Annotated in this window: 13 protein-coding genes and 1 pseudogene; 7 read left to right on the top strand and 7 right to left on the bottom strand. The window is 65.3% G+C overall.

Going from position 1 to position 14,113, the window contains the following annotated elements:
• From IT40_RS28100 to argE, 4 genes and pseudogenes are all read right to left on the bottom strand, one after another.
• A pseudogene (locus tag IT40_RS28100) lies at positions 1 to 197 on the bottom strand (ABC transporter permease); the annotation flags it as partial.
• A gap of 107 nt (positions 198 to 304) precedes the next feature.
• Positions 305 to 1,375: an ABC transporter substrate-binding protein gene (locus IT40_RS24765; RefSeq protein ID WP_036760732.1), complete on the bottom strand. Its 1,071-nt coding sequence runs from the start codon at positions 1,373 to 1,375 to the stop codon at positions 305 to 307.
• Positions 1,376 to 1,466: 91 nt separating this feature from the next.
• Positions 1,467 to 2,603: an ABC transporter ATP-binding protein gene (locus IT40_RS24760; protein WP_036760730.1), complete on the bottom strand. Its 1,137-nt coding sequence runs from the start codon at positions 2,601 to 2,603 to the stop codon at positions 1,467 to 1,469.
• Positions 2,604 to 2,821: 218 nt separating this feature from the next.
• Positions 2,822 to 3,976, bottom strand: coding sequence for an acetylornithine deacetylase (gene argE, locus IT40_RS24755; protein WP_036760728.1), 1,155 nt, complete (start codon positions 3,974 to 3,976; stop codon positions 2,822 to 2,824).
• Between the two features lie 238 nt (positions 3,977 to 4,214).
• Here argE and IT40_RS24750 point away from each other — a divergent pair, with 238 nt between their 5' ends.
• From IT40_RS24750 to IT40_RS29010, 6 genes are all read left to right on the top strand, one after another.
• Complete coding sequence (locus IT40_RS24750) at positions 4,215 to 5,486, top strand: flavin-containing monooxygenase (protein WP_036760727.1); 1,272 nt, start codon at positions 4,215 to 4,217, stop codon at positions 5,484 to 5,486.
• A gap of 94 nt (positions 5,487 to 5,580) precedes the next feature.
• Positions 5,581 to 5,997, top strand: coding sequence for a RidA family protein (locus IT40_RS24745; protein ID WP_036760737.1), 417 nt, complete (start codon positions 5,581 to 5,583; stop codon positions 5,995 to 5,997).
• Positions 5,998 to 6,001: 4 nt separating this feature from the next.
• Positions 6,002 to 6,676, top strand: a complete 675-nt coding sequence (locus tag IT40_RS24740; protein ID WP_036760726.1) for a DUF1028 domain-containing protein — start codon at positions 6,002 to 6,004, stop codon at positions 6,674 to 6,676.
• A 286-nt stretch (positions 6,677 to 6,962) separates the two neighbouring features.
• Entirely contained in the window at positions 6,963 to 7,895 is a 933-nt protein-coding gene (locus tag IT40_RS24735) for a LysR substrate-binding domain-containing protein (protein ID WP_036760725.1), read from the top strand.
• A 179-nt stretch (positions 7,896 to 8,074) separates the two neighbouring features.
• A complete protein-coding gene (locus tag IT40_RS24730; protein WP_036760724.1) occupies positions 8,075 to 8,851 on the top strand; it encodes a hypothetical protein in 777 nt (258 codons plus the stop codon).
• 30 nt (positions 8,852 to 8,881) lie between these two features.
• Complete coding sequence (locus IT40_RS29010) at positions 8,882 to 10,264, top strand: SDR family NAD(P)-dependent oxidoreductase (RefSeq protein WP_116171331.1); 1,383 nt, start codon at positions 8,882 to 8,884, stop codon at positions 10,262 to 10,264.
• A gap of 630 nt (positions 10,265 to 10,894) precedes the next feature.
• Here the strand turns inward: IT40_RS29010 and IT40_RS24720 are convergent.
• Positions 10,895 to 11,623 carry a YceI family protein gene (locus IT40_RS24720; RefSeq protein WP_208021433.1) on the bottom strand — a complete coding sequence of 243 codons (729 nt, stop codon included), beginning with the start codon at positions 11,621 to 11,623 and terminating at the stop codon, positions 10,895 to 10,897.
• 501 nt (positions 11,624 to 12,124) lie between these two features.
• Positions 12,125 to 12,367 carry an SDR family oxidoreductase gene (locus IT40_RS24715; RefSeq protein ID WP_036760723.1) on the bottom strand — a complete coding sequence of 81 codons (243 nt, stop codon included), beginning with the start codon at positions 12,365 to 12,367 and terminating at the stop codon, positions 12,125 to 12,127.
• A 181-nt stretch (positions 12,368 to 12,548) separates the two neighbouring features.
• Between IT40_RS24715 and IT40_RS24710 the strand changes: the two genes are divergently transcribed.
• Positions 12,549 to 13,760, top strand: a complete 1,212-nt coding sequence (locus tag IT40_RS24710) for an IS110 family RNA-guided transposase (RefSeq protein WP_341860342.1) — start codon at positions 12,549 to 12,551, stop codon at positions 13,758 to 13,760.
• Positions 13,761 to 13,914: 154 nt separating this feature from the next.
• On the opposite strand, the gene IT40_RS29790 is transcribed toward IT40_RS24710, so the two are convergent.
• The coding region (locus IT40_RS29790; protein WP_208855415.1) for a hypothetical protein at positions 13,915 to 14,113 on the bottom strand (199 nt) is incomplete at its 5' end.

Below are 14,113 nucleotides of genomic sequence, written 5' to 3'. Positions count from 1 at the left end.
ATCTGCCCGATCGGCACCACGAAGGTGATCAGGATGAACAGCAGGAGCGGCAGCACCAGCAGGAACGCCCGCCGACGCGCACGACGCGAACTCCGCGCAAGCGCAGACTTCAACGGACGACCGTCCGATGTGGTAAGACCAGCTTGCCGCGACCCCGCAGGAGCGAGCGCCGCGTCATTTGCCGAGATATCTGCCATATTGCTGCCTCTGCTTCGCGTCAAACGGGGCGGCGCGAGACCCGCGCCGCATCCCTTGTTCCGGGCGATGAAGCCCTGCACCGGCCGGCGGGGCCGGCGGCCCCGGTTCACTCCGCAAGCCAGGTGCTGAACCGCTCGTTGATCTCGATGTCGCGGTCGACCCAGAACTCGTAGGAGGAACGCAAGGCATTGGCGAGATTGGCCTCTGCCGTGGGCATGTGCGGCGCCATCTCGGTCTTGCCGTCCTCGTAGAGCCCGACCAGCGACAGCGAGGACTTGCGGGCCGGGCCGTAGCTGATCCATTTCGTCTGATCGGCAAGGCGCTGGGTGTCGGTGGCGAACTTGATGTATTCCAGCGCCGCGTCCTTGTTCGGCGCGCCCTTCGGGATCACGAACAGCTCATATTCATAGACCTGCCCGTCCCAGACCATGGCAAAGGGCTTGTTCTCGGTGACCACGGCCGTGAACAGGCGGCCGTTATAGGCGGTGGTCATCACCACCTCGCCATCGGCCAGCAGCTGCGGCGGCTGGGCGCCGGCCTCCCACCAGACCACGTTTCTCTTGATGGTGTCGAGCTTGGCAAAGGCGCGGTCCAGGCCTTCGGGCGTGGCAAGCACGTCATAGACCTCTGCCGCGGGCACGCCTTCGGCCATCAGCGCCATTTCCAGGTTGGCGCGGGCGCTCTTGCGCATTCCGCGCTTGCCGGGGAATTTCTCGGTGTCGAAGAAGTCGGCGATCATGCTCGGCTTCTCGTCGGGGAACTTGGTCACGTCATAGCCGTAGACGGTCGAGAACACCATCGAGCCGACCGCGCAATCGGTAAGCGCCCCCGGCAGGAAATCCTCGGTCGCGGGCGTGCCGTCCGGGGCGGGCGGCAGGATGGCCGGGTCGATCTCCTCCAGCAGCCCGTCGTCGCAAAGCCGGATCGCATCGGTATATTCCACGTCGGCGACATCGACGCCGACGTTGTTCGATTCCACCATCGACTTGATCGGCGCGGCCGGGTTGTCGGCGGCAAGCATCTTGACGGCGATGCCGGTCTGGGCGGTGAAAGGCCGGTTATAGGCCTCGACCTGCGATTTCTCGTAGGCGCCGCCCCAGCTGATGACCGTGATATCGGCATGGGCGGCGGATGCGGCCGCGGCAAGCGCGGTGGTCAGGATCAGCAGTTTCTTCATCGTTGGGACTCCCTGTTGAATTTCTGGCCGGTGGCCGCCTCTCGCGGCTCTTCCGGCCTGGTCTGTGGTCGTTCAAGCCCCAGGGTCGGCTTCAGATCGGATCGAGGGCGCGCGCATCCTCGGGATGCCAGCCGATCTCGATGGTCTCGCCGGGGGTCAGCTTGCGCTGCCCCAGCGCGTTGCGGCACTTCATCACGAAGTCGCTGGTGCCCGCGACCTGCATGCGGATGCGAAGCACGTCGCCCATATAGATCACCTCGAGCACCTGGGCAGGGATCCGGTGCACGCCGGGCGGCATCATCTCGGGCTTGAACTCCACCCGCTCGGGGCGGATCGAGACCAGCGTCTCCTGCCCGCGCGCGCGGATGTTCACCGGGGTCGCGTCGATCAGCTCTCCGGTCGCCAGCCTTACCGTCGCCGTGGTGCCGTCGAAATCCTCGATGATCCCCGGAAGCGTGTTGTTCTCGCCGATGAACTGCGCGACGAAGCTGTTCTGCGGCCGCTCATACAGCTCTGCCGGCGGCGCGAGCTGCTGGATCCGTCCGTCGTTGAACACCGCCACCCGGTCGGACATGGTCAGCGCCTCGCCCTGGTCATGGGTGACATAGACGACGGTGATGCCGATCTGGTCGTGCAGCCGCTTGATCTCGTATTGCATATGCTCGCGCAGTTGCTTGTCGAGCGCACCCAACGGCTCATCCATCAGCACCAGCTCGGGATCGAAGACCAGCGCGCGGGCCAGCGCGATGCGCTGCTGCTGGCCGCCCGAAAGCTGCGCCGGGCGGCGGTTTGCGAAATGGCCCATCTGCACCATGTCCAGCGCCCGCATGATCCTGGCCTCGCGCTCGGCCTTGCCGAGCCCGCGCACCTTCAGCGGAAAGGCCAGGTTCTCGCCCACGCTCATATGCGGGAACAGCGCGTAGTTCTGGAACACCATGCCGATGCCGCGCCGGTGCGGCGGCACCGAGTTGATCGGCCGCCCGGCAAGCCGGATCTCGCCCGAGGTGGCGGTCTCGAACCCCGCCAGCATCATCAGGCTGGTGGTCTTGCCGGATCCCGAAGGCCCCAGCAGCGTCAGGAATTCGCCCTTGGCGATGGCCAGGTTCAGATCCTTCACCACGAGGGTTTCCCCGTCGTAGCTTTTCTGGACGCGCTCGAAGGCGACGAACGCGTCGCTGGCGACGGCCGCGCCCGTCCTGAGCCGGGCGGCTGCGGTAGCTTGGTTCAACTCTGGCTCCCTAGGTCTTGTCTGCGGCTGTCCCGACGGCAGAGCTGCGCCGGCATGGCCTTAACCCGGCCCGCGGCGTCAAATTGTCGGCCAACCACCCCTGTTCGTTGCGTGTTCCAATCATCCGAAACGGCGGCGTCTCGTAAATTAAAGTTTTCCGCAACTTTGCTTCGGCGAATCCTAAGCCCCTTGTCGCGCCGGGCCGGAGCCGGCCCGCATCACGCCCGAAGCCTGGCCAGCACCCCGTCCAGCATCCGGTCGCAGGCCGCAAGCTGCTGCGCGGTCAGGAACTCGTCGGGCTTGTGGCCTTGCGCCTCCATGTCGCCCGGCCCGCAAACCACCGTCGGTATCCCCAGCGACAGGAAATATCCGGCCTCGGTGCCATAGGTGACCTTGATGCGCTGCGGATGGCCGCAAAGCCGGGCGACCTCCTCCACCGCCGGGTGGTCTGGCGCGATGCCCAGTCCCGGATAGGTGTTCGTCGTCGCGATGCGGATATCGGCCGCCGGGTCGGGGAATTGCGCAAGGATAGCCTGGACCTCGGCCTGCAGCCGGCGTTGAAAATCGGGCAGCGCATCGCCTGGCAGGTGGCGGAACTCGAATTCGACGACGGCCCGGTCCGGGACGATGTTCAGCGCCGTGCCGCCCTGCATCCTGCCGGCATGGACGGTGGAATAGGGAATGCCGTAAGCGTCATCCGCAAGCGCCGACCCGGCGTAATCCGACTGGATGCGGCGCAGCGCGGCGACGAATTCGGCCGCGAGATGCAGCGCGTTGACATGGCGCGGCGCCAGCGAGGAATGCCCGGCCGTGCCGTGGCAGGTCGCGACCAGCGCGGCCTTGCCCTTGTGCCCGATGGCCGGCCGCATTCCGGTCGGCTCGCCCACGATGCAGAATGCAGGCTGCCAGCCCAGGGCCTCGATGCCGGGCAGCATGTGGCGGATGCCGGTGCAGCCCAGCTCCTCGTCATAGGAGATCGCCAGCATGAGCGGCCGCGCCAGCCCCGTCTTGCCGGCGCGGCTGGCCGATGACAGCATTGCGGCCAGAAAGCCCTTCATGTCGGTCGTGCCCCGCCCGTAAAGATTGGCCCCTTCCCGCGTCAGCCGGAACGGGGGCCGGCTCCAATCCTGCCCCGCGACCGGAACGACGTCGCTATGGGCCGAGAGCATCACCCCGCCCTGCCCCTCGCCCAGCCGGGCCATGAGCCCCGCCTTCGTCCCGTCCGGCGAAGCCAGGCGATGCGTGGTGAACCCCGCCTGCCGCAGATGATGCTCGGCAAAATCGACCAAGGCCAGGTTGCTTTCGGCGCTGACGGTCGGAAAGGCGATCAGGCGCGCCAGAAGCGCCAGCGTCTCGGGATGGGGTTCGGTCATGTGCAGCTCCTCCGGTTGGTCCGGGACGGTTATGGCCGCTCGTCTGTGGGGCGAAACAAGGGTTTCCCGATCCATTGCTGTGGCCGAGCCTAATCCACCCTGTCCCCTGCCGATTTAGGATCAGCCTAACCGTTGCTGCACGAAATCATAATTTTCGCCTTTCCGGCCTGACGGTAGACCGAGGGAAAGGCAAGGCACGCGCCGCCAGAACCCCTGAAATTCACGGAAGGACGCAAGAATGTCAGTTGAGAAGATCGACACGCTGATTGTCGGCGCCGGTCAGGCCGGCGTCGCGATGAGCGAGCATCTGGGCGAGGCCGGCGTGCCGCATCTGGTTCTCGAACGCGGTCGGATCGCCGAGCGCTGGCGCTCGGAACGCTGGGATTCCCTGGTCGCCAACGGCCCCGCCTGGCATGATCGCTTTCCCGGCATGGAGTTTGCGGGCGATCCCGACGGCTTCGTCGCCAAGGAAGAGGTGGCCGATTACTTCGCGGCCTATGCCAGGAAAATCAACGCCCCGATCCGCTGCGGCGTCGAGGTGCGCGCGGTGCGCCGCAATGCGGGTCGTCCCGGCTTCACAGTCACCACCTCGCAAGGCGTGATCGAGGCCGAGCGCATCGTCGCGGCCACCGGCCCGTTTCAGAAACCGATCATTCCCCCTCTGGTCCCCGACGACGCCGGCCTCATGCAGATCCATTCCAGCACCTATCGCAACCCGGCACAGCTGCCCGAGGGGGCGGTGCTGGTGATCGGCGCGGGATCGTCGGGGGTGCAGATCGCCGATGAACTGCTGCGGGCGGGGCGCAGGGTCTATCTGTCGGTCGGCCCGCATGACCGGCCGCCGCGCGCCTATCGCGGCCGGGATTTCTGCTGGTGGCTGGGCGTGCTCGGCAAATGGGACATGGCCGCCCCGGCGCCGGGCACCGAGCATGTCACCATCGCCGTCAGCGGCGCGCGCGGCGGCGAGACGGTGGATTTCCGCCGCCTGGGCAATCAGGGCATGGTGCTGCTGGGCAGGACCGAAGCCTATCGCGACGGCCGCCTGAGCTTTGCCCCGGATCTGCGCCAGAATCTCGACCGGGGCGACGAGAACTACCTTTCCTTGCTGGACGAGGCCGATGCCTATATCCGCCGCAACGGCCTTGACCTGCCCGAGGATCCCGAAGCCCGCAGGCGCGAGCCCGACCCGGACTGCGTGACGAAGCCGATCCCGGACCTGCACCTTGCCGCTGCGGGCATCGCGACCGTCATCTGGGCCACGGGCTTTGCGGTGGATTTCGGCTGGATCAAGGCCGATGCCTTTGACGAACGCGGCCGCCCGATCCACCAGCGCGGCGTCTCGGTCGAGCCGGGGCTGTATTTCCTGGGGCTGCCCTGGCAGTCGCGGCGCGGCTCCAGCTTCATCTGGGGTGTCTGGCACGATGCCCGCCATATTGCCGAGCAGATCACGATCCAGCGCAAGTATAGCGAATACCAGGGCAAGGCCCAGCGGATGCTGCAAGAGGCCTGACCATGCGATCCCCGCCGATCCCTTGCCGGCAGCAAGTCGGAGAGCCCTTTCAACCGGCGCCCTGACGATGCGCGCCACAGCCATGGAGACCAGGATGGCCCACACCCGCATCCGCAAATTCAACACCAAGGACACCTATCCCGAGCAGCGGCTCGACAACGATCTCTGCCAGGCGGTCGTCACCCAGGGCGGCCGCATCGTCTGGCTGCGCGGCCAGTGCCCGCAGGACCTGGACACGGCCCGCAACATCGACAGCCACGATCCGGTCGAGCAGACCCACAAGGTCATGCAGAACATCCGGCAGCTGATCGAGGAGGCCGGCGGCCAGATGGAGCATCTGGTCAAGGTCGTCGTCTATATCACCGACGTGCGGCACCGCGAAGCGGTCTATCGCACCATGGGCGAATATCTCCGCGGCGTGCATCCGGTCTCGACCGGGCTGGTGGTGCAGGCGCTGGCGCGGCCGGAATGGCTGGTCGAGATCGACGGCACCGCCGTCATCCCGGAGTAAGACGATGACCTTCTCGCTGGTGGCGCGCTGCCCCGAGACCGGCATGTTCGGCATCGCCATATCCTCGTCCTCGCCGGCGGTGGCGGCGCGCTGCTCCCATGCCCGCGCGGGCGTGGGCGCGGTTGCCTCGCAGAACGTGACCGATCCCGCGCTCGGCCCTCTGGCGCTGGACCTGATGGCAGGCGGCCTCTCGGCGGCCGATGCCGTGGCCGAGGTCCGGCGGCGGGGGCGGTTCATCGAATACCGGCAGGTCCTGGCCGTGGACCGCAACGGCATGACGGCGATCCATTCCGGGCCGAACTCGCTGGGCATCTGGACGCAGGCACAATCGGAAAACGTCGCCTCCGGTGGCAACCTTCTGGCCAATGACGGCGTGCCGCAGGCCCTCGTCGAGGGCTATCTGGCGGCCTCGGGCCATATCGGCGACCGGCTGATCGCCGCGATGCGCGCCGGGCTCGCCGCCGGAGGCGAGGCGGGTCCGGTGCATTCGGCGGGCATGATGATCGTGGACAAGGTCAGCTGGCCTGTGGCCGATCTGCGCTGCGACTGGACCGAGGCGTGCCCGATCGAGGCCGTGGCCCGGTTGTGGGAGATCTACAAGCCGCAACTCGACGCCTATGTCCAGCGTGCGCTGGACCCGCGCGCTGCGCCCTCCTACGGCGTGCCCGGCGACGAGTGAACCCCGGTGGCTGGGGGCCCGTGCGGCCGCCAGCCATGCCGCATGACCGCCCATCCGGTCGAAGCTCCGCCCCCGGCCCCCGGCCGAGCCCGTCGCGCATTGCCCTTGGCAGCGCTTGGGAGGGCGGGATTTCCATGCGACTTTGGTGCGTCATCATGCCACATTGCTTGCGGCGCCGGTTGTTTTGGGGCAATACTCCGGCCACGTCTGCGCGGGCCTCCAGCCGATGGCGCAAGGACGGCGGCGAAGGCTTTCGCCACGATGCCAACACCGAGCCGGAAGAAACATGCCCCTTCGTTATACGCTGCGGCAACTGGAATATTTTGTCGCCGTGGGAGAAACCGGCAGCATCGCCGCCGCCTCGCAGCAGGTGAATGTCTCGTCGCCCTCGATCTCGGCCGGGATCTCGCAACTCGAGGAGGAGCTGGGGGTCAAGCTTTTCGTCCGGTATCATGCGCAGGGGCTGACGCCGACGCTGGCGGGGCGCAAACTACTGGATCATGCGCAAACGGTGCTGCGCCAGGCGGCGGCTCTGCGCGATCTCGCGGGGGATCTGTCCGGTTCGATCCGCGGCCCGCTGGCGATCGGCTGTCTCAGTACCTTCGCCCAGATCGTCCTGCCCGGCCTGCGGCGCAGCTTTGTCGAGCAGCACGGCGAGGTCCGCATCTCGCAGGTCGAGGCTGACCAGGCCGAGCTTTTCAGCCTGCTGCGCCAGGCCAAGATCGACTTGGCGCTGAGCTATGACCTCGACCTGCCGGCCGATCTGCTGTTCTTCCCGATCGTCGCATTGCCGCCGCTGGTCGCCATCAGCGAGGACCACCCGCTGGCGGAGCTGTCCGAGGTCTCGGTCCAGCAGCTTGCCCCCTATCCGATGGTCCTGCTCGACCTGCCGCTGAGCTCGGATTATTTCCTGTCCTTCTTTGCCAAGGCCGGGCTGCGCGCCAATATCGCCGAGCGGACACGGGACATGGCAGTGATGCGCAGCCTTGTCGCCAACGGCTTCGGCTATTCCATCGTGAATGTCCGGCCGCTGCATGACGTGGCGCCGGACGGCAAGCCCATGCGCTTCATCCCCCTTACCGGCAGGCCGCGGCCCATGACCCTGGGCCTGATGATGGGCAAGGGAACCGAGCGCACCCGATTGCACCGCGCCTTCATCAGCCATGCCCGCGATTGGATCGAGGCGCAGAGCAGCCAGCTCCTGGGCACCGACCCGTAAGAGCCAATAGGCTCTTGCCGACGAGACATCGCGGGAATCGCCACGCTCGATCACGAGACCTTGCCCTCGGCCGCGGGCGGCGTCGAGGTGAGCGTCCTGGTCACGCTGCGAGAGGATGCCCAGCCGGATGCCGGCCGCGGCATGGCCTGACCGGGGACCGGCGCGATTTTCCGATCCTGATGGACCGGGACGGAACCTATCTGCGGTTCAAGCTCGACGCCTTCAGCCTGTATTACGGCAATGACAATGCCTGGTATGGCCGGCCCGACCTGATGCTGGCCGGCAATCCGCTGATGCAGGGCAAGGCCGCCGGTCGCGGCTATGACCACTGGGCCGAAGCCTATCTGCATTACGGCTTCTACGGCATCACCCCCTTGGGCGAAGGGCTGTCGTTCTATGGCGGGCTCAGCGCCATGACCACCTGGTCGCAAGGACAGGAGCTGTTCACCGACAAGACCCGCAGCCACACCCAGGTCGAGGATGCCTATCTGGGCATCGTTGGCGGGTATGTGGACGGGCGGGGCAACCGGCTGGTCTTCAACCTGACCGCCGGACGCCAGCGCTTTACCCTGGCCAACGGCTTCCTGATCGCCAACACCGCAGCGAATGGCGGCGAGCGGGCCGCACTCCAGGCCAATGCGCGCTGGTCCTCGGATCTGCTGGCGCTGGGCCAGATCGCCTATAACGACGTGAAGCTCGAGGCGTTCTATCTGGACCCCGACGAATTGCCGCTGCTGGACACCGACATCCGGATCGGCGGCCTGAACCTGGAGGCAATGCCCTTGTCCCGGCTGTCGATGGGCGCCAGCTATCTGGCGGTGCCGAAATCCGGCGCCAATTACTTCGGGCCGGACGGCTCTGTCGCCGGCAGCCGCGAAGGGCTGCGGGTGCATGATCTGCGCCTTGCCTATCAACCCAACCCGGCGGGCGCCTCGGGGCCGTTCTTCGGGGCCTAAATCGCCCGCCAGACCAACCGCAACTTCGACATGGACGCACGCGCGGGCTGGGCGGAACTCGGCTATCATTTCGCCGATGCCCGCTGGGCGCCGACGATCAGCTATCGGGTGTCCTATTTTTCGGGCGACGATCCCGCCACCTCCGCCTATGAGCGCTGGGATCCGCTGCTCTCGGGCGGCACGGGCGAGCAATGGGTGCAGGGCGCCAACCATTTCAAGGTGGTGCAGGACAGCAATGTCGTCGCCCATCGCATCCAGGCCCGCTTCAAGATGTCGCCGCGCATCGAGGTGGTGCCGCAGTTCTGGGCGTTCCGGGCCGACGAACTGAACACTATCGGCGGCAATCCGGCGCTCTCCGTGCTGAGTGATGACGAGCTGGGCTACGAGGACAATGTCACGGTCAAGTGGTTCAAGTCGAAGAACACCTACATCCACGGCCATGTCGCCTACACCGTGCCGGGATCGGCCGCCAAGGCCGCGCTTGGCGGCAGCGCCAGGGACTGGCTCAACGTCATGGCCTTCGTCCGCTACGCCTTCCGAGCGAGCGGCCGATCCCCTCCATCACCACAGAAACGAGGAATACCGATGAGTGAACCGCATGACAGCGCTGAAAACCTCGAGCGTCGCGCGCTGCTGAAAGTCCTTGGCGCGGCGGCCGTGACCGGCGGTCTGGCCAGCCCGCTTGCGGCCGAGACCGCGCAACCGGCGGCCATGCCCACGACCCCTGGCGCCTATGCGATGCCTTGGGATCCGGCGGACCCGGCCCTGCCTGGGCGGCAGAACATCGTGCCGGTCCCCGAGGATTATTTCGTTCCGGGCCGCTTCGCCGGCAAGACTGCGCTGGTCACTGGCTGCGCCCGCGGCATGGGGCGCCTGGCAGCGATGCGGCTGGCACGCGAAGGCGCGAATGTCCTCGGCGTGGATTGGATCGCCGACAAGGGGCAGGCGGTGATCGACGCGATCCTGTCCGAGGGCGGCAAGGCGGCTTTCGTGCAGGGCGACATCTCGGAAACCGCGGTCTGCGACGCCATGGTGCAGGCGGCGGTCGGGCATTTCGGCGGGCTGGACTGCGCGCTGAACAATGCCGGGGTGATGGACGCGATCTTTCCGGGCGATCCCATCGACTATGCCAGCCAGAAGGACCTGGTCATGGCGCGCATCGACGAGGCCAGCGACGACTATTGGGACGTGGTGATGCGGGTGAACGCGACCGGCACCTTCCGCTCGCTGCGCGCCGAGCTGCGGCAGATGCTGGCCCAGGGCCGCGGCGGCAGCATCGTCAACGTCGCCTCGGTTGTCGGGCTGCGCGGCTTTGGCGGCACGCCTTCCTATGTCGCCTCGAAACATGCGGTGAACGGGCTGACCAAGAACGCGGCCATCGACTATGCGCCCGCCTCGCTGAAAGCGTATTAGAGGGTTCGATGATTACGACCGGCCTTCAGTCGCAGGCGGATGTCCCTGGCAGGATACATGGTCTGCAATTGCTGCGAGGCAGCGTCGGGTTGATCGCTTCACCATTTCATGGGCTGAACTTCGGCCTTGGCTGCATCGCAGCGATGCCTGTCGGCCTTGCAGACTGCTATGGCGTCGAGGCGGTCTATCGGCTGCGCTCTTTCCTGCCGCTGACCAGATCCCTGCCAGCGATCAAGGGCAGGAAACAGGGCCGAAACACGGTCAGGGGAAAGGAAAGCACGGCTGCACAGCAGGTTATGCGCCTCCGGCCGCCGCGAGGCCGCCTGGATCGGCGCCGGCGCACGGCGCGGCGGGCAGCTTCGGGCACGATCTCCATCCGACGGACGGCACACTTGCCCCCTCGAATGCGGCGCTGGTCGCAGCGGCTGCGGGTGGCGTGCGGGCTTGCGGCCCGAGAACCGCGAACACCGATGAGTTGGGCGAGATCTGGAACCTAGACCTGAGGGCGCGCGAGCCTTCGGCATTTGCGCCCGATCCCCACGAGAAAGATTGCGTCAACCGGTCAGGGCGAACTTCAAAGACAGATCGCATCGACTCCGGCCGTCGATGCGATCTGCGCAATTGGCAGGTCTACTTTGCGACCGTATCCTGAATGAATTCGCCATCAAAGCGGATGGTGATTTCGGGACCGACTGACCCCTTCGGTTGGCCAAATTCGGTACGATCAAATACACCCTCAGCCGCAAACGCTACAGTTGGGACGTCCCTGAAAGGGTGTTTTTCGATCTCACCGTTGAATGTTGCCTTGAGCGTTACGGACTTGGTGACGCCGAGGAAACTGAGATCGCCCGTGACGTCTGCGGTTGTTGGCCCCGTAGGCATCACTTTTGTCGACTTGAACGCGATCGTAGGATAAGTGTCACCGTTCAGAAACTTCGGCGAGCGAGCAACTTCTTCGTCCCAGGTTTCAAAACCGGAATCTGCATGCGTAGCCTTGTAGTTGCCATGATATCCAGTTTCGACGGACTTCGGGTCAATGGTGACTTCAATCGAGGAATCCTCGATCTTTGTCGGATCGAGCTTCAATGCAGCTTCGATATCGTTGAAACGTGCCGTATAATTGGAAATCCCGTTGTGCTTGACCGACCAGAGTAATACCGCATGCGTGATATCAAGCTTATAAATGCCAGCGGGAGCTTTCACCTCGATGTTCGGCGGCGTGGTTTGGGCCATCGCGAAACCGACCGTTGTCCCGAGCAGGGTAGAAATAACGAATGCCGAAACGATGCTCTGCCTGGTGAATGTCATATCGGTGATGTCCTCTTGCTGGGAAGCAGGTTCAGACGCCAGTCTAGCCATTCACCGTCGATATGCATTGACGCATATCAAGGGAGCATCACTCTCTTACCGTTGGATTAGTGCGACAGCACATCGCATTCGTGCGACGCGATCGTGGCCGCGACACCAAATTCCCCCCATCGCACATCAGGCTAGGGTCTTTGCCAACAGCCAGACCGAAGGGCAGGTAAATCGGCTGAAGCTGCTGAAACGGAAAATATATGCTGCTTACGCGCCTGCAGCATTCCGCCTGATGGCACCACAAAAATCGAGTCGGGCCTCAAAACTGCCCTCTTACGCCGACGGTCATGATGCTTCGGGATCACCGGAAGGGCACAATGCGGGATATTGAAGACGATCGCGAAGCGACGCTCCATGCGCTTGACCGTCGCCACGACCTTTTGCGCGGCCCGATCCGCATCCGAATCGAAACGGCGAAAGCGGGAGCCCTTGATGAAGACGGGCCGGCCGCCAAACCGGTGGCGGAATATGAAGTGCGGATCACCACGTTGGAGCGGCCGGTCAGACAGACCGGTCAAGATGGCTATAGCCGCCGTCGGGGAACAGCCATTGACCCGTCATGTGATTGGCCCGGTCCGAGAGCAGGAACAGGCAGCAATCGGCAATTTTCCCTGCGGTCGTCATCCGCCGGCCCAGCGGGATGCGTTCGGTGATGCGCGACAGCGCCGCTTCGGGGTCGGGCATGGTGTCCAGCCAGCGTCGATAGAGCGGCGTCATCACCTCGGCCACAACGATGGCGTTCATGCCAGTTCACATTTTGCGTTTACGCAGGGGTTCGACCAGCATATTCCGCCAAGATTGGGCGAGTACCTCGATCACTTGGGAATCCGTGCCAAACCTAGCCCCCATGATCTCTGTGTGAGCTGAGTGGGTCGGTGGCCTCTCCCGCGGCATTCTCCGTTCGAGGGTTGCACCAGATTGGCTGGTGCCGAGCCTCAGGGATTGGAGGAGAGACCAGATTTCGAACAGCATCTTCATCGGGCCTGATGTCCACAAGGCCACGATTTCGGTCGCGGTGGCACAGGGCGAGCGAGGCGGTGAGGTTCGGCACTGGGGCCCTGTTCCGCACAGGCTCGACCATGTGCGGAAGCTGGTCGAAAAGCTGGGCGCGGGCGGGGCACGGCTGCGGTTTTGCTATGAGGCTGGCCCCTGCGGCTATGGCCTCCACCGCCAGTTGCTCGAGATGGGGCATGACTGCATCGTGGTCGCGCCCTCGCTGATCCCGCTGAAGGCCGGAGACCGCGTGAAGACGGATCGCCGCGATGCCGCCATGCTGGCGAAGCTGCATCGAGCCGGGGAACTGACAGCCGTTTGGGTTCCGGACGCGGCGCACGAGGCCATGCGCGACCTGGTCCGGGCACGGGCGGCGATGCGCGTCACTGGCAAGGCGCGCCAGAATCTACAGGGCTTTCTGCTGCGCCACGGCCGGATCTATCCTGACAGGAAGGGCTGGACCGGAGCCTATCGGCGCTGGCTCGCGCTGGTGCGCTTCACGCATCCGGCGCAACAGATCGTTCTGCAGGATTACATCGACGCGGTCGCTGATGCCGAGGCGCGGGTGGAGCGGTTGACCGGACAGATTGCGGATCTGCTGCCGCAGTGGAGCCTCGCTCCAGTGGTTGAAGCGGTTCAGGCGATGCGCGGTGTCGGGTTCATCGTCGCAGTGACGGTGGTGGCGGAGGTCGGGGATTTCAACCGCTTCGACAACCCGCGACAGTTGATGGCCTACTTGGGCCTGACTCCGTCGGAGCATTCCAGCGGCGCCAGTGTCCGGCGAGGCGGGATCACCAAGGCGGGCAGCGGTCTCGCGCGCCGTGTCCTGATTGAGGGTGCTTGGAGCTGTCGCATGCAGGCGCGTGTCAGCCCGAAGCTCCTTGCCCGGCTGGAGGCGCTGCCCCAAGCCACATCGCCTGGAAGGGACAGCTCAGGATGTGCCAGCGATCCCGCCATCTGGTTGCGGCAGGAAAAGCCAAGGTGGGGGGTCACCAGGGCCATCGCGCGCGAGATGGCTGGCTTCATCTGGGCGATCGCAAAGATGGTGACGGCGGCTCCGGCCCACACCGCCGGACAGGATGCTTGGAGGAAAGGACATTCCTCCGGCAGGCCGATGCGCAGGGTTGGGGGCGGAACACGGTGAGGAACCCTCGTGCCCTGTTATGGGCCGACATTGTCGATGCCCGATCCCTAGACCAAGGCAGCCCCAGGACGAAACGACGGTCATGGGGGTCAACCAACCCGCGCATGAGAGCTTGCTCAACCGTCGTCTCGGTTCCGCCTCCTGCCATGCGCAACTACAACGCGCCGCGCCCGGCATCGCCGGAATAAGTGCCATGGAATAAAGGATTGACAGCGATCATGAGAACAGGCCGCTGAAAAAAGGGTTTTGACAGGGCCCCGTGGCGGAATTCGTTCTGGATTCGGCGGCGACCGGCCTGAAAACCGGGCATTTTCGGCAGGATTGAGGCGACTTTCCCGGTTCCCGGCCCAAGC

It is taken from the genome of Paracoccus versutus (genome assembly GCF_000763885.1).
Taxonomy (GTDB): domain Bacteria; phylum Pseudomonadota; class Alphaproteobacteria; order Rhodobacterales; family Rhodobacteraceae; genus Paracoccus; species Paracoccus versutus.
This window is presented reverse-complemented; position numbering and strand designations above follow the sequence as displayed.

Bases quoted from the DNA above. Each gene is read 5' to 3' on its own strand.
- IT40_RS24765 (WP_036760732.1), bottom strand. From the start codon at position 1,375: ATGAAGAAACTGCTGATCCTGACCACCGCGCTTGCCGCGGCCGCATCC.
- argE (WP_036760728.1), bottom strand. From the start codon at position 3,976: ATGACCGAACCCCATCCCGAGACGCTGGCGCTTCTGGCGCGCCTGATC.
- IT40_RS24750 (WP_036760727.1), top strand. From the start codon at position 4,215: ATGTCAGTTGAGAAGATCGACACGCTGATTGTCGGCGCCGGTCAGGCC.
- IT40_RS24745 (WP_036760737.1), top strand. From the start codon at position 5,581: ATGGCCCACACCCGCATCCGCAAATTCAACACCAAGGACACCTATCCC.
- IT40_RS24740 (WP_036760726.1), top strand. From the start codon at position 6,002: ATGACCTTCTCGCTGGTGGCGCGCTGCCCCGAGACCGGCATGTTCGGC.
- IT40_RS24735 (WP_036760725.1), top strand. From the start codon at position 6,963: ATGCCCCTTCGTTATACGCTGCGGCAACTGGAATATTTTGTCGCCGTG.
- IT40_RS24730 (WP_036760724.1), top strand. From the start codon at position 8,075: ATGGACCGGGACGGAACCTATCTGCGGTTCAAGCTCGACGCCTTCAGC.
- IT40_RS29010 (WP_116171331.1), top strand. From the start codon at position 8,882: ATGGACGCACGCGCGGGCTGGGCGGAACTCGGCTATCATTTCGCCGAT.
- IT40_RS24720 (WP_208021433.1), bottom strand. From the start codon at position 11,623: ATGGCTAGACTGGCGTCTGAACCTGCTTCCCAGCAAGAGGACATCACC.
- IT40_RS24715 (WP_036760723.1), bottom strand. From the start codon at position 12,367: ATGAACGCCATCGTTGTGGCCGAGGTGATGACGCCGCTCTATCGACGC.